Below are 14,806 nucleotides of genomic sequence, written 5' to 3'. Positions count from 1 at the left end.
GTGCCCTGCTGTGTACTGATGTTTCCGGTGGTGCGTCTCAGCTCTGGTTGAAGAACCCGCCCTCTGCGATGCGGGCCTTGTCCTCCGCCGTGACATCGACGTTAGCAGGCGACAACAGGAACACCTTCTGCGTCACCCGCTCGATACTGCCGTGAAGACCAAACACCAAACCGGCCGCAAAGTCGACAAGTCGCTTCGCATCTGTGTCATCCATCTCAGTCAGATTCATGATCACCGGGGTGCCCTCACGGAAGTGTTCCCCGATGGTACGGGCCTCGTTGTAGGTCCGCGGGTGGAGCGTGGTGATCCGGTAAGGCTCTCGTTCGGACACGACCTTGGGCATGATCACCGGTGCGTTCTTCTCCAGACTTGCGCGTTCTTGTGTGATGGATGCCACGGGCGCGATGCGCGCCGGGCGGCTGGATTCCGCGGGGAGCGAAGCGGAGCGGGGGGCAGGCTCGCGAGGTGCGGGCGGCTGTACGACTCGTACCTCTTCGTCCCTTTGGGGCTGATGTGAGACATGCGGCTGGTGGGACGGTTCGTGCCGACGGTGGTCCCGCTCGGGTTCCGGGTCCAGTTCCGGTTCGAAGTCGTCGTCGGGGTCGAATCCGCGGCCGTCGTACCCATCGTCCTCCACGAGGCCGAGGTAGACCGCCATCTTGCGCATCGCGCCGGCCATTCTCTGAGTCCTCCGCTCTGTGGTGGATCGGCTGACGACTGCCAAGTGCCCGCGATCCACGTGGTCCTTGAATCCGCCTTTCGGCGGCAATGACCATATTTTCTGCTGTGGTCCGACTTCTTGGCGACGTTACCCGAGCCTGGGGCGGACTCCGAGTACCGCGCTGCCGACGCGCACATGTGTCGCTCCGGCCGCCACGGCCTGTTCGAGGTCCGCGCTCATCCCTGCCGAGACCATGGTGGCAGCCGGATGACTCCGGCGCAGGTCCGTCGACAAATCCTTCAACCGCTCGAACGCGGCCTGTTCGCGACCCGCGTACTCCCCGGTGAGCGGGGCGACGGTCATCAGACCGGCGAGCCGCAGACCCGGTGCGCCGGCGACCAGTCCGGCCAACTCCTCGACGCCCTCGGGCGCCACGCCGCCGCGCTCGCCCCGCCCGCTCTCACCGGCGTCGAGCGCGACCTGCAGCAGGCACCCCAGTTCGCGCCCGGTCCGCTCGGCCTCCTTCGACAGGGCGGTGACCAGCCGGGAACGGTCGACGGACTGCACGAAATCCGCGTAATTGACTACGGATCGCACCTTGTTGGTCTGGAGTTGACCCACGAAGTGCCATGTCAGGGGCAGATCCGAGCACGCGGCGGCCTTGGGCGCCGCGTCCTGGTCGCGGTTCTCGGCGACATGGCGCACGCCGAGTTCCGCGAGGGCCCGCACATCGTCGGCGGGATAGGTCTTGGTGACCACGATCAGGGTCACCTCCTCGCGCGGGCGTCCCGCCGCCGCGCACGCGTTCGCGATGCGCCGCTCCACTTTCGCCAGGTTCGCGGCGAGTTCGTCCTTACGGTCCGTCATGTCCTGTCAGTCCAGCCACACATAGCCCGCGAGCCGCCCGGTGGTGCGGTCGCGCCGGTACGAGAAGTGATCACGTGACTCCAACGTGCACACCGGCGACTGCTCCCGGTCGCGCACCCCGAGCCGTTCCAGCTGAGCGTGCACCCCGGCGCTCACGTCGACCGCCGGCGTGCCCCAGCTCGTTTCGGCGTAGGCCGCCGGCTCGACGGCGGACACCTCGGCGCGCATCGCCTCGGGCACCTCGTAACACCGGCCGCAGACGGTGGGTCCGGTGCGGGCGACGATCCGGGAGGGGTCGGCGCCCAGGTCCGTCATCGCGCGTAGCGCGGCCGGGACGACACCGGCGATCATGCCGGGGCGGCCCGCGTGGGCCGCTGCGGCGATGCCGGCGACGGGGTCGGCCAGCAGCACCGGCACGCAGTCGGCGGTGAGCACCGCCAAGGCGAGCCCGCGCCGCACCGTGACGATCGCGTCGACCGACGGGATCCCGGGTGAGGATCCCCACGGCTCGTCCACGACCACCACGTCCGCCCCGTGCACCTGGTTCATCCAGACCACCCGGTCCGGTTCGACACCGAGGGACTTGGCGGCCAGCTCCCGGTTGGTGCGCACGGCGTCGGGGTCGTCCCCGACCGCTCCGCCGAGGTTGAGCTCCTCATACGGAGCGGCGCTCACCCCGCCCCACCGGTCGGTGAAGGCGAAGTGGGCGCCGCTCACGCTTTCGCGCTGTCCTATCACGTCAGAAGGATCACTTGAGGAAGTCCGGTACGTCCAGTTCCTCGGCCGCGCTGTCCGAGTAGGTGCGCGGCGCCGGCGGGACCGGCGGGGCGACCGGGATGTCCTCGACCGGCTTCGGAGCCGGCTCCGGGTCCTCCTTCGGCGTCACGCTGCCGAGCGAGCCGAAGGTCGGGCGGCTCTCGGCCTGCCGGGACGGGGCCGGCTCCTCGCGCTTGGCCGAGGCCGAGCCGATCACGTTCTCCCGGCGGGCGGGGGGCTGGCCCCCGTCGAAGCCGGCGGCGATCACCGTGACCCGGACCTCGTCGCCGAGGGCGTCGTCGATGACGGCGCCGAAGATGATGTTGGCCTCGGGGTGGGCGGCCTCGCTGACCAGCTGGGCGGCCTCGTTGATCTCGAACAGGCCGAGGTCGGAACCGCCGGAGATGGAGAGCAGCACGCCGCGGGCGCCGTCGATGGACGCCTCCAGCAGCGGCGAGGAGATCGCCATCTCGGCGGCGGCCACGGCGCGGTCGTCGCCGCGGGCGGAGCCGATGCCCATCAGGGCCGAACCGGCCTCGGACATGACCGACTTGACGTCGGCGAAGTCGAGGTTGATCAGGCCCGGGGTGGTGATGAGGTCGGTGATGCCCTGCACACCGGAGAGCAGGACCTGGTCGGCCGACTTGAAGGCGTCGAGCACCGAGACCTGGCGGTCCGAGATGGACAGCAGCCGGTCGTTCGGGATGACGATGAGGGTGTCGACCTCTTCGCGGAGCTCGGCGATGCCGTCCTCGGCCTGGTTCGCGCGGCGCCGCCCCTCGAAGGTGAACGGTCGCGTGACCACACCGATGGTGAGGGCACCGAGCGAGCGGGCGATGTTGGCCACGACGGGCGCGCCGCCGGTGCCGGTGCCGCCGCCTTCACCGGCTGTCACGAAGACCATGTCGGCCCCCTTGAGGACCTCCTCGATCTCCTCGCGGTGGTCCTCGGCGGCCTTGCGGCCCACGGCCGGGTTGGCTCCGGCGCCGAGTCCGCGGGTGAGTTCACGGCCGACGTCCAGCTTGACGTCGGCGTCGCTCATCAACAGGGCTTGCGCGTCGGTGTTGATGGCGATGAACTCGACGCCCTTGAGACCGACCTCGATCATCCGGTTGATGGCATTGACACCACCGCCGCCGACACCGATGACTTTGATGACTGCGAGGTAGTTCTGCGGTGCTGCCACGTCGAAGGCCTCTCGCCTCGAGTTACGTGTCGCCGAATCCCCGGGACGCCCTGCGCCCCGCGACCCGACGACTGATGCCGAATGGGACGGTCCGTATCGCCGACCCGAACCCTAACCCTGAAGTTTAGGGTTACCAGTGTGTCCGTTCCTTGGAGTCTTCTGAACAGGACACTAAGTCGACAAGTGGCGCACGTTCAACGAACACGCCGAACCTCCCGTTTTTCTTTTCACCCTATGTGATCAGCCGTAGCGCTGCCCAACCAGGGTGCTGGCCTGCGCGGATGTGCGTCAACTCCCTGATGACGCGGGCGCGGTGGGGACGCTCACGTCGAAGTGCCGCGCATCGCGCGAGGCTTTCATCAGGGCGGTCAGCGCGCGGGCCTTGGCAGCCCCCTTCTCGCTGCTCCCCCATACCACGGTGCGGCCGTCCCGCAGCTGGAGCGAGATGTCGTCGTAGGAACGGACCTTGACGGTCCGTGTGTCGCGGGCGACCGCGGCCGGAACGGCACGGGCGACGCCGACCGCCTCGCGCACCAGCCGGGGTTCGCCGAAGCGGCGCAGGCTGGCGGCGGCCGAGCCGGAGCGCGCCAGCGTCAATTCCAGTGCGGGCACGCCTTTCGGCGCCTCGGGAACCGTGGCGAAACGGACACCTTCATCGTCCACTTCGATGAACTTTCCGCCCTTTTGGACAATCAGAACCGGAGTCCGCTCGACCACTTTCAGCTCGATTCCACGAGGCCAGGAGCGGACCACGTCAACCGCGTCGATCCGGGGCAATGTCCGGCGCAGCCGCGTCTCGATCGCGTTCGTGTCGACGGAAATCAGCGGCTTGCCGAGGGGCACCTCGGCGGCCGCCCGGACCTGAGCCGGCGTCAGGACCCGGGTGCCCGACACGGAGACCTGCTCGGCCCGCAGCCAGTCGGACCCGTAGAACAGCCACAGCGTCGGTGTGCCGAGGAAGAGCAGGACCAGGCCCAGGATGACCATCACACGAACGTGGCGCCGCCTCAGACGCCTGACGGGCGGCGGGCCGGACGACTTCTGCTGGCGTTCACCGCGCTCGGCGGTGGTCGATCCGGCCACGCTCCCCTGCCTTCCGTCATACGTGCCTAGCGGTGTGCACGAGCGGCGGCGATCGCCTCGTACACCATGCCGACGAGCAGGTCGTCGGCGTCCCGGCGGCCGAACTCGGCGGCGGCGCGGGACATCTGGTACAGCCGGTGCGGGTCGGCGAGCACGGGCAGGACGTTCTGCTGGACCCACTCGGGGGTCAGCTCCGCGTCGTCGACCAGCAGGCCGCCGCCGGCCTTCACCACCGGCTGGGCGTTGAGCCGCTGTTCGCCGTTGCCGATGGGCAGCGGGACGTAGGCGGCCGGGAGCCCGACGGCGGAGAGTTCGGCGACGGTCATCGCACCCGCGCGGCAGAGCATCATGTCGGCCGCCGCGTACGCGAGGTCCATCCGGTCCAGGTAACTTACCGGGATGTAGGGGGGCATCCCCGGCATCTGCTGGACCTGCGGCAGTTCGTTCTTCGGGCCGACCGCGTGCAGGATCTGGATGCCGGCCTGCTGGAGCCAGGGCGCGACCGTCTGCACGACCTCGTTGAGGCGGCGGGCGCCCTGGGAGCCGCCGGAGACCAGCAGCGTGGGCAGGTTCGGGTCGAGCCCGAAGGCGGCCCGGGCCTCGGGGCGTACGGCGGCGCGGTCCAGGGTGGCGATGGAGCGGCGCAGCGGGATGCCGATGTAGCGGGCGCCGCGCAGCTTGCTGTCCGGCGTGGAGACCGCGACCTGGCTGGCGTAGCGCGAGCCGATCTTGTTGGCCAGGCCCGGGCGGGCGTTGGCCTCGTGGATGACGATCGGCACACCGAGGCGCTTGGCCGCCAGGTAGCCGGGCAGGGCGACGTAGCCGCCGAAGCCGACCACGGCGTCCGCCTTGGTGCGCTCCAGGATCTGCTCGGTCGCCTTGATGGTGCCGCGCAGCCGGCCCGGGACGGTGATCAGCTCGGGGGTGGGCTTGCGCGGCAGCGGTACGGCGGGGATCAGCGCCAGTTCGTAGCCGCGCTCGGGTACGAGACGTGTCTCCAGACCTCGCTCCGTGCCCAGGGCCGTGATGCCCACGGTCGGGTCCTGCCTGCGCAGGGCGTCCGCGAGGGCGAGCGCGGGCTCGATGTGGCCCGCGGTTCCTCCGCCGGCGAGTACGACATGCACCGAAATTCACCGCTCTCCGGACGGACGCGCCGCCGTGGCGCGCCGTCGCATCGTGTTCCATCTCCGGGGACTCCGACCCGAACCGGTTCCCCCGGCCCCCCGCTTTCTACCAAAGCGAGGTTGCCGCATCGCAAGCGCTGCCCGCGCAGCGGGCTCGTCGCGTGCGAAGGCGATCAGCAGCCCGATGGCGAACATGGTCGGCAGCAGGGCGGATCCTCCGTAGGAGAACAGCGGGAGAGGCACACCGGCGATCGGCAGCAGACCGAGCACCGCACCGATGTTGATCACGGCCTGGGCCGTGATCCAGGTGGTCACGCCTCCCGCGGCATACCTCACGAACGGGTCCTCCGTGCGTCCGGCCACGCGGATACCCGCATAGCCTAGAGCCGCGAAGAGGGCGAGGACCGACAGCGTCCCCGCCAGGCCCAGTTCCTCACCGGTGACGGCGAAGATGAAGTCGGTGTGGGCTTCGGGGAGTTGGCCCCATTTCTCCACACTCGCGCCCAGCCCCGAGCCGAAGATCCCGCCGGAGGCGAGGGCGTAGATGCCGTGTACGGCCTGCCAGCAGTCGACGGGTCCGGACTGGGGTTCGGTGGCGCCGAGGCACTGCAGGCGGGCCATGCGGTTGGGGCTGGTCTTGATGAGGATCAGGCCGAGCACGGCGGCGACCGACAGGACGCCGGCGAACAGCCGCGTGGGCGCGCCGGCCAGCCAGAGCAGGCCGAACAGGATGGCCGTGAGGATGATCGCGGTGCCCATGTCGCCGCCGATCATGATGAGCCCGAGCAGCATGAAGGCGGCCGGGACCAGCGGCACGAGCATGTGCTTCCACTGGGTCAGCAGCCTCTTGTCCTGCTTGCGCGCGAGCAGATCGGCGCCCCACAGCACCAGCGCGAGCTTGCCGAACTCGCTGGGCTGGAGCTGGAAGGAGCCGCCGACGGCGATCCAGTTCTGGTTGCCGTTGACCGAGACTCCTATCCCGGGGACCTGCACCAGGGCCATGAGGAAGACGGCGCCCGCCAGGATGGGGTAGGCCAGCGCCCGGTGGAGTTTCACCGGCATGCGTGAGGCGGCGAACAGCAGACCGGCGCCGATGACCGCCGCGAGCAGCTGCTTGCGGAAGAAGTACGAGCCGGGCAGCGACATCTGCAGCGCGGTGATCTGGGAGGCCGAGTAGACCATCACCAGGCCCAGCACGGTGATCAGCGCGCTGCCGCCGAAGATCAGGTAGTAGGCGGTCAGCGGCCGGTCCCAGCCGCGCCGGGCGCGGGTGTACAGGCCGAGGACGCCGTTCTCGCGCGGCGGCCGCGGGGCGACGGGGCGCTTCGGGGCGCGCGGGGACGGGGGCCGTCCGGTGCGGCTGGTGGGCATCGCCGCTCACCCCGCCTTGCCGGTGGGGGACGTCGTGCCGCGCACGCTCCCCGGCCGCTCGGGCACCAGCCACATCCGTGTCACGCGTCCCTCCCAGGTACGCCCGGCGTCACCGCCGGGCGAGGCGGACCCGGGTCAGCCCTCGACGGAGCCGAGCTCGCGAACCGCGTCCGCGAAAGCGTCCCCGCGCTTGTTGTAGTTGGCGAACATGTCCATGGAGGCGCAGGCCGGGGCCAGCAGCACCGTGTCGCCCGCCTGAGCGAGCCTGTGCGCCTCGTGGACCGCCGCGCGCATCGCCCCAGTGTCGGTCCGGTCGAGGTCGACGACGGGTACCTCCGGGGCGTGTCGCGCCAGGGCTTCGCGGATGAGCGCGCGGTCCGCGCCGATCAGCACCGCCCCGCGCAGCCGCTTCGCCGACTTGGCGACCAGCTCGTCGAAGGTCGCGCCCTTGGCGAGCCCGCCCGCGATCCACACGATCGACTCGTAGGCCGCCAACGAGGCTTCCGCGGCGTGGGTGTTGGTCGCCTTGGAGTCGTCGACGTAGGCGACCCCGTCCACGTCGGCGACGTGCGCGATGCGGTGGGCGTCCGGGGTGAAGGCCCGCAGCCCGTCCCGGACGGCCCTGGCGGGCACGCCGTAGGCGCGGGCCAGGGCCGCCGCCGCGAGGGCGTTGGCGATGTTGTGCGGGGCCGGCGGGTCGATGTCGGCGACCTCGGCGAGCTCCTGGGCGTTCTTCTGCCGGTTCTCGACGAAGGCGCGGTCGACGAGGATGCCCTCCACGACGCCCAGTTGGGAGGGCGCCGGGGTGCCGAGGGTGAAGCCGACGGCGCGGCAGCCCTCCTCCACGTCGGCCTCGCGGACCAGGTCCTCGGTGGCCCTGTCGGCCACGTTGTAGACGCAGGCGACGCGATTGCCCTCGTAGATGCGGCCCTTGTCGGCGGCGTACGCCTCCATGGAGCCGTGCCAGTCGAGGTGGTCGGGGGCGAGGTTGAGCACCGCGGCCGAGTGGGCGCGCAGGGACGGCGCCCAGTGGAGCTGGTAGCTGGACAGCTCCACGGCCAGGACGTCGTAGCGCTCCTCGCCGAGGACCGCGTCCAGCAGGGAGACGCCGATGTTGCCGACGGCGGCGGTGCGCAGGCCCGCCGCCTTCAGGATCGAGGCGAGCATCTGGACGGTGGTGGTCTTGCCGTTGGTGCCCGTGACGGCGAGCCAGGGCGCGGCGTCGGGGCCGCGCAGGCGCCAGGCCAGTTCGACGTCGCCCCAGACCGGGACGCCCGCCTGTGCCGCCGCCGTGAACAGCGGCTTGTCCGGCTTCCAGCCGGGTGCGGTGACGATCAGCTCGGTGCCCTCCGGCAGGGAGTCGCCGTCGCCCAGGCGCACGGTGATCCCGAGCGCCTCCAACTCGGCCGCCTGCGCCCGCGCGCGCTCGTCGGCGCCGTCGTTGACGACGGTGACGGTCGCGCCCAGACCGTGCAGCACCTTGGCCGCCGGGACGCCCGAGACGCCGAGTCCGGCGACGGTGACGTGCTTGCCCTGAAAGTCGAAAGGCTCCGAGGAGGTCACTTGTCCGCTGCCCATCCTGCGTAGAAGAGGCCGAGTCCGACGATCACACAAATGCCCTGGATGATCCAGAAACGGACCACGACGAGCACTTCGGACCAGCCCTTGAGTTCGAAGTGGTGCTGCAGTGGCGCCATCCGGAAGACGCGCTTGCCGGTGAGCCGGAACGAACCGACCTGGATCACCACGGACATGGTGATCAGGACGAACAAGCCGCCCAGGATGGCGAGGAGCAGCTCGGTGCGCGAGCAGATCGCGAGGCCGGCGAGCACACCGCCGAGCGCCAGCGAACCGGTGTCGCCCATGAAGATCTTGGCCGGCGAGGTGTTCCACCACAGGAAGCCCAGGCAGGCGCCCATCAGCGCGGAGGCGACCACCGCGAGGTCGAGCGGGTCGCGGACCTCGTAACAGGCTCCGGGGTTGGTCAGGGTGCCCGCGTTGGCGCAGGACTCCTGGAACTGCCAGACGCCGATGAAGGTGTAGGCGCCGAAGACGAGCACCGAGGCACCGGTGGCGAGTCCGTCCAGACCGTCGGTCAGGTTCACGCCGTTGGACATCGCGAGGATCATGAACAGCGCCCAGACCACGAACAGCACCGGGCCGATCGTCCAGCCGAAGTCCGTGATGAACGACAGCTTCGTGGAGGCGGGGGTGTTGCCGCGGTTGTCCGCGAACTGCAGGGACAGCACCGCGAATCCGATGCCGACGATCAGCTGGCCGGCCATCTTCGCCTTGGCCCGCAGACCCAGCGAACGCCGCTTGACGATCTTGATGTAGTCGTCGAGGAAGCCGACCAGACCCATGCCGACCATCAGGCCGAGCACCAGCAGACCCGAGAAGGTCGGCGCCGCGTCGGTCTTCGGGTCCACATAGCCCGTGATGACCTTGGCCAGGAAGTACGCGGCCACCGTCGCCAGGATGAACGCGATGCCGCCCATGGTCGGCGTACCGCGCTTGCTGGCGTGCTCGCGCGGGCCGTCGTCGCGGATGTACTGGCCGTAGCCCTTGCGCGCGAGCAGCTTGATCAGCAGCGGGGTGCCGACCAGTGTGAGGAAGAGACCAATGACTCCTGCGAACAGGATCTGCTTCATCATCGGGCGGCAACCTCACCCTCGGCACCGGACTCCAGCAGCGCCTGGGCAACGCTCTCGAGCCCGACCGAACGGGACGCCTTCACGAGCACGACGTCCCCCGGGCGCAACTCGCTGCGCAACAGGTCGACCGCCGCCTGTGCGTCGGACACGTGCACCGACTCCTCACCCCACGAACCCTCGTTATATGCGCCCAGTTGCAGCCAGGCGGCTTCCCTGCCACCGACCGCGACGAGCTTGCTGACGTTGAGCCGGACGGCGAGCCGCCCGACCGCGTCGTGCTCGGCGAGAGCCTCGTCCCCGAGCTCGGCCATCTTGCCGAGCACCGCCCACGTCCGGCGTCCCTTGCCCATGGCCGCCAGCGCGCGCAGCGCGGCCTTCATGGACTCGGGGTTCGCGTTGTAGGCGTCGTTGACGACCGTCACGCCGTCCGGGCGCTCGGTGACCTCCATGCGCCAGCGGGAGAGGGAGCCCGCCTCGGAGAGCGCGAGGGCGATCTCGTCTGCGGACATGCCCAACTCGTGGGCGACGGCGGCCGCGGCGAGCGCGTTCGACACGTGGTGCTCACCGTACAGGCGCATGGTCACATCGCTTGCACCGGAGGGTGTGTGAAGCCTGAACGAGGGCTGTCCGGTGTCCGTGAGTCGCACGTTCTCGGCGGACACGTCCGCTTCGTCGGACTCTCCGAAAAAGAGCACCTTCGCCTTCGTACGGGAGGCCATGGCCCGTACGTAGGGGTCGTCCGCGTTGAGGACGGCCGTGCCGCCGTCGGCCTCGGAGGGCAGGGACTCCACGAGTTCGCCCTTGGCCTGGGCGATCTGCTCGCGGCCGCCGAACTCGCCGATGTGGGCGGATCCGACGTTGAGCACCAGGCCGATCTTCGGCGGGGTCAGTTCCGTGAGGTAGCGGATGTGCCCGATGCCGCGGGCGCCCATCTCCAGGACGAGGAACCTGGTCTCCTCGGTGGCACTGAGCGCGGTCAGCGGCAGCCCGATCTCGTTGTTGAGGGAGCCGGGCGTGAACACCGTGGGCGCCTTGCGCTGGAGCACCTGCGCGATGAGGTCCTTGGTGCTGGTCTTGCCCGCCGAGCCGGTGAGGGCGACGAGGGTGGCGCCGAGGCGGGCCACGACGTGCCGCGCGAGGGCGGCGAGAGCGGTCTGCACGTCGTCCACGACGATCGCGGGGACGCCGACGGGACGGGTGCCGAGCACGGCCACCGCTCCCGCCTCGACGACCGCCGCCGCGAAGTCGTGGCCGTCCACGCGCTCACCGGCGAAGGCCACGAACAGGCTGCCCGGCCCCGCCTCGCGGGAGTCCCGGACCACCGGGCCGGTGACCTGGACGGACGGATCCGGTATGTCGTGCGTCTGCCCGCCGACGACTTCTGCGATCTCGGCGAGGGAGAGGGCGATCACAAGTTCATCCCCTGGGTCTTCTGGATTTTCATCCCTGGGTCTTCTGGATGGCTTCGCGGAGCACCTGGCGGTCGTCGAAGGGACGGACCACCCCGGCGATGTCCTGGCCCTGCTCGTGGCCCTTGCCCGCGACCAGCACGGTGTCGCCGGGCTCGGCACGCGCCACGGCGGCGGCGATCGCGGCGGCCCGGTCCTCGAAGACCTGCACCTCGCCGCGCTCGTGCGCGGGCACGGAGGCCGCGCCCTGCAGCATCGTGGCGAGGATCGCGAGCGGGTCCTCGCCACGGGGGTTGTCGGAGGTCAGGACGGCGGTGTCGGCGAGCCGCGCCGCGGCGGCGCCCATCGGCTCCCGCTTGGTCCTGTCCCGGTCGCCGCCGCAGCCGAGGACGATGTGCAGCCTGCCCTCGGTGACCTTGCGCAGGGCGCGCAGCACGGACTCGACGGCGTCGGTCTTGTGCGCGTAGTCGACGACCGCGAGGTACGGCTGCCCGGCGTCCACGCGCTCCAGTCGGCCCGGCACGCCCGGGACGGCGGCGACGCCGTCGGCGGCGGCCTGCGGATCGAGCCCGGCGACGGCGAGGGCGACGATCGCGGCCAGGGTGTTGGCCACGTTGAACGGGCCCGGCAGCGGCGACGTGGCGCTGATCCGCTCGCCCTTGGGCCCGACGACGGTGAACGTCGAGTCCAGCCGGCCGACCTGGACGTCCTCGGCGCGCCAGTCGGCGTCGGGGTGGCCCTCGGCGGAGTAGGTGACGACCGGGACGCCGGCTTCCTTCACCAGCCTGCGGCCGTACTCGTCGTCGACGTTGACCACGCCGAGCCTGCTCCGTTTCGGGGTGAACAGCTGCGCCTTCGCCTGGAAGTAGTCCTCCATGTCGGAGTGGAACTCCATGTGCTCCGGGCTGAGGTTGGTGAAGACGCCGATGTCGAAGACGCAGCCGTCGACGCGGCCCAGCACCAGGGCGTGGCTGGAGACCTCCATGGCGACCGCCTCGACGCCGCGTTCGCGCATCACGGCGAACAGGGCCTGCAGGTCGGTGGCCTCGGGCGTGGTCCGCTCGGACTTGATGCGCTCGTCGCCGATGCGCATCTCGACCGTGCCGATCAGGCCGGTGGACCTGACGGTCTTCAGGCCGCCCTCGACGAGGTAGGCGGTGGTGGTCTTGCCGGAGGTGCCGGTGATGCCGATCTGCAGCAGGTCCCGGCCGGGGTGGCCGTAGATCGTGGCGGCCAGCTCGCCCATCTGCCCGCGCGGGTCGTCGACGACCAGGACGGGCAGGCCGGACGCGGCGGCGCGGTCGGCGCCGGTCGGGTCGGTCAGCACGGCGGCGGCGCCGAGGCCCGCGGCCTGGTCGACGAAGTCGGCGCCGTGCAGGCGGGCGCCCGGGAGGGCGGCGTACAGGTCGCCGGGGCGCACGGCCCGCGAGTCATGGGTGATGCCCGTGACCTCGGCGGCGTCCCGGGGCGCGGGAGCACCCAGCTGATCGGCGAGTTCCGCGAGGGATGTGGCGGAGACCTGCACCGGCCTGGGCGGCCCGGGGTATGTCACGGGATGGCCCTTCTGGGTGGTTTGGGACTGATCAGCGTGTGGCACGGCGGTGAGCGTACCGGGAGTACCCGCCCGGGGGCGAAGTGAGGGGCCGGGGGTGTGCTGGTTCCCGGGATCCGGGGTGATCGTCGTCACGAGGTGGTTCCTGGCTGTTCGGTGCTGACCGGCGTATGTGGCCGGTCAGCGCTGGAAGGTGACCGGGAGCTTGGCGGGCTTGGCCCCGGTCGGCGGGACCTGGAGGGACTTCAGTGCGAACTCCATGACCTTCTTGTAGACGGGGCCGCAGATCTGCCCGCCGAAGTAGCTGCCCTGGGTGGCGTTCTGGATGGCGCAGTAGACGGTGATGCGGGGCTTGTCGGCGGGTGCGAACCCGGCGAACGAGGAGGTGTAGCCGTGGTACTTGCCGGTGGCCGGATCCACGCGGTTGGCGGTGCCCGTCTTGCCCGCGACGCGGTAGCCGGGGATGCGCGCCTTGGTGCCGGTGCCCTCCTCGTCGTCCACGACGGACTCCAGCATCCGGGCGAGGGTCTTCGCCGTCTGCGCGCTCACGACCCGCGTCTTCTCGGGCTCGGGGGCGGGAGTGAAGCGGCCGTCGGGGCCCTTGGTGCCGCGTACGAGCGTGGGTTCGACGCGTACGCCGCCGTTGGCGATGGTCGAGTACACGGAGGCGGCCTGCATGGCGTTGATGGAGACGCCCTGGCCGAAAGGGATCGTGTACTGCTGCGAGGTCGACCACTTGTCGGGCGGGGCGAGGATGCCCTTGGTCTCGCCGGGGAAGCCCAGGCCGGTGTAGCTGCCGAGGCCGAACTTGCGCAGGTAGTCGTAGAGGACCTTGTTGGACTGCGCCTGGGTCCTGCCGAGCTGGCCGGTGGCGAGGATGGTGCCGATGTTGCTGGACTTGGCGAGGACGCCGTTGAGCGTCAGGTACCAGGTCGGGTGGTCGACGTCGTCCTTGAAGAGGCGGTCGCCGCGGTGCAGCCGGTTGGGCACCACCACGTGGGTCATGGGGGTGGCTGCCTGTTCCTGGAGGACGGCGGCCATCGACATGACCTTGGCGGTCGAGCCGGGCTCGAAGGCGTCCTGCAGGGCCGCGTTGCCGAGGGCGGACGGGTCGGCGTCGGACAGGTCGTTGGGGTCGAAGCCGGGCGCGTTGGCCATGGCCAGGATCTGCCCGGTGCGGGTGTCCTGGACGATGACGTAGCCGCGATCGGCTGCGGACTCCTTCACCTGCTCCGAGATGGCGTTCTGCGCGGCCCACTGGATGTCGCGGTCGATGGTGAGCTCGATGTCGCTGCCCGGTACGGCGGGCGTCTCGGTGGCGCCCCCCGCGGTCGGGACCAGGCGGCCGCCGGACTGGGCGTAGCGGATCTTGCCGTCCTTGCCGGCCAGTTGCCTGTTCAGCTGGAGCTCGATGCCGCCGCCCGGATTGCCCTCGCCGTTGACCCAGCCCAGTATCCCGGCGGCGAGCTCGCCGTTGGGGTACACGCGCTTGCTGGTGGCGACGGAGAAGACGCCCGCGAGCACGTTGTGCACGGACTTGTCCGTCTCCTCCTTCTTGGCGAGCGCGGACTTCAGGTCCTTGATCTGCTTCCAGACCTGCGGGGTCTGGCGGGAGGCCAGCTTCACGTAGCGCAGGGCCTTGTTCTTCGGCCGCAGCTTGCCGACCAGGGTCTCCTGGTCCTGCCCGAGGATCGGCGCGAGCAGGGCGGCCGCCTGCTCGGGGCCGTCGGCGATCTTCAGCATGTCCGGCGCGAACATCGTGGGGTCGGCCGTGATGTCGTAGGCGTCCTCGCTGGTGGCGAGGGCGACGCCGGAGCGGTCGGTGATCTCGCCGCGGTCGGCGGCCAGCACCTGCCCGACGTAGCGGTTCTGCTCGGCCTTCGCGGCGTAGGTGCTCGCGTCGACGGCCTGCACCTGGAAGAGCCGTACGACGAAGGCGGTCAGCACGAGGGTGAGCGCGAGCCCGATCAGGCGCAGCCGGGGGCGCGGGCTGCCCAGCCGGAGCGGCTTGGGCGGGGCCGTGCGTCCCGGTCCGGGCCGCCGGGCCGGCCGGGCACCGGGCCCGGGCCGGCGCCGGGCCTCGGGGCGTGCGGGCCTGGCGGGGCCGGGCACACGGCGGCGTGGCGGTTCCCTGTCGGACACT

Annotated in this window: 12 protein-coding genes; all 12 read right to left on the bottom strand. The window is 70.6% G+C overall.

The features are described from left to right. Positions 1 to 37: 37 nt before the first annotated feature. Positions 38 to 679, bottom strand: coding sequence for a cell division protein SepF (locus tag ACPXCS_RS19295; protein WP_094052512.1), 642 nt, complete (start codon positions 677 to 679; stop codon positions 38 to 40). Positions 680 to 808: 129 nt separating this feature from the next. After that, entirely contained in the window at positions 809 to 1,528 is a 720-nt protein-coding gene (locus ACPXCS_RS19290; RefSeq protein WP_425945462.1) for a YggS family pyridoxal phosphate-dependent enzyme, read from the bottom strand. A gap of 6 nt (positions 1,529 to 1,534) precedes the next feature. Further along, on the bottom strand, positions 1,535 to 2,266 hold the full coding sequence (pgeF, locus tag ACPXCS_RS19285; protein ID WP_425945461.1) for a peptidoglycan editing factor PgeF: 732 nt from the start codon (positions 2,264 to 2,266) through the stop codon (positions 1,535 to 1,537). 10 nt (positions 2,267 to 2,276) lie between these two features. Continuing rightward, positions 2,277 to 3,470 carry a cell division protein FtsZ gene (gene ftsZ / locus ACPXCS_RS19280; RefSeq protein ID WP_425945460.1) on the bottom strand — a complete coding sequence of 398 codons (1,194 nt, stop codon included), beginning with the start codon at positions 3,468 to 3,470 and terminating at the stop codon, positions 2,277 to 2,279. Positions 3,471 to 3,758: 288 nt separating this feature from the next. Continuing rightward, the gene (locus ACPXCS_RS19275; RefSeq protein WP_425945459.1) at positions 3,759 to 4,553 is read right to left on the bottom strand and encodes a cell division protein FtsQ/DivIB; all 795 of its coding nucleotides are present in this window, start codon (positions 4,551 to 4,553) and stop codon (positions 3,759 to 3,761) included. A 26-nt stretch (positions 4,554 to 4,579) separates the two neighbouring features. Beyond that, positions 4,580 to 5,677, bottom strand: coding sequence for an undecaprenyldiphospho-muramoylpentapeptide beta-N-acetylglucosaminyltransferase (gene murG, locus ACPXCS_RS19270; RefSeq protein ID WP_010039354.1), 1,098 nt, complete (start codon positions 5,675 to 5,677; stop codon positions 4,580 to 4,582). 6 nt (positions 5,678 to 5,683) lie between these two features. Further along, entirely contained in the window at positions 5,684 to 7,048 is a 1,365-nt protein-coding gene (ftsW, locus tag ACPXCS_RS19265; protein ID WP_425945458.1) for a putative lipid II flippase FtsW, read from the bottom strand. 135 nt (positions 7,049 to 7,183) lie between these two features. Further along, complete coding sequence (gene murD / locus ACPXCS_RS19260) at positions 7,184 to 8,626, bottom strand: UDP-N-acetylmuramoyl-L-alanine--D-glutamate ligase (protein WP_425945457.1); 1,443 nt, start codon at positions 8,624 to 8,626, stop codon at positions 7,184 to 7,186. Further along, positions 8,608 to 9,699 (bottom strand): phospho-N-acetylmuramoyl-pentapeptide-transferase, encoded by a 1,092-nt coding sequence (gene mraY / locus ACPXCS_RS19255; protein WP_425945762.1) that lies wholly within the window; start codon positions 9,697 to 9,699, stop codon positions 8,608 to 8,610. The genes murD and mraY overlap by 19 nt, the downstream gene beginning before the upstream one ends. Then, positions 9,699 to 11,114: a UDP-N-acetylmuramoyl-tripeptide--D-alanyl-D-alanine ligase gene (locus tag ACPXCS_RS19250; RefSeq protein ID WP_425945456.1), complete on the bottom strand. Its 1,416-nt coding sequence runs from the start codon at positions 11,112 to 11,114 to the stop codon at positions 9,699 to 9,701. Before ACPXCS_RS19250 ends, mraY begins: the two co-directional genes overlap by 1 nt. Before the next feature lie 28 nt (positions 11,115 to 11,142). Continuing rightward, complete coding sequence (locus ACPXCS_RS19245) at positions 11,143 to 12,663, bottom strand: UDP-N-acetylmuramoyl-L-alanyl-D-glutamate--2,6-diaminopimelate ligase (RefSeq protein WP_425945455.1); 1,521 nt, start codon at positions 12,661 to 12,663, stop codon at positions 11,143 to 11,145. A gap of 180 nt (positions 12,664 to 12,843) precedes the next feature. Beyond that, complete coding sequence (locus tag ACPXCS_RS19240) at positions 12,844 to 14,805, bottom strand: peptidoglycan D,D-transpeptidase FtsI family protein (RefSeq protein ID WP_425945454.1); 1,962 nt, start codon at positions 14,803 to 14,805, stop codon at positions 12,844 to 12,846. Position 14,806: the final 1 nt, after the last annotated feature.

It is taken from the genome of Streptomyces sp. DT190, assembly GCF_049846985.1.
Taxonomy (GTDB): domain Bacteria; phylum Actinomycetota; class Actinomycetes; order Streptomycetales; family Streptomycetaceae; genus Streptomyces.
The sequence above is the reverse complement of the archived record's forward strand: the minus strand, read 5'-3'. Positions and strand labels throughout refer to the sequence as shown.

Coding starts and splice junctions, on each gene's coding strand:
- murD (WP_425945457.1), bottom strand. CDS start 8,626: ATGGGCAGCGGACAAGTGACCTCCTCGGAGCCTTTCGACTTTCAGGGC.
- ACPXCS_RS19295 (WP_094052512.1), bottom strand. CDS start 679: ATGGCCGGCGCGATGCGCAAGATGGCGGTCTACCTCGGCCTCGTGGAG.
- ACPXCS_RS19290 (WP_425945462.1), bottom strand. CDS start 1,528: ATGACGGACCGTAAGGACGAACTCGCCGCGAACCTGGCGAAAGTGGAG.
- ftsW (WP_425945458.1), bottom strand. CDS start 7,048: ATGCCCACCAGCCGCACCGGACGGCCCCCGTCCCCGCGCGCCCCGAAG.
- mraY (WP_425945762.1), bottom strand. CDS start 9,699: ATGAAGCAGATCCTGTTCGCAGGAGTCATTGGTCTCTTCCTCACACTG.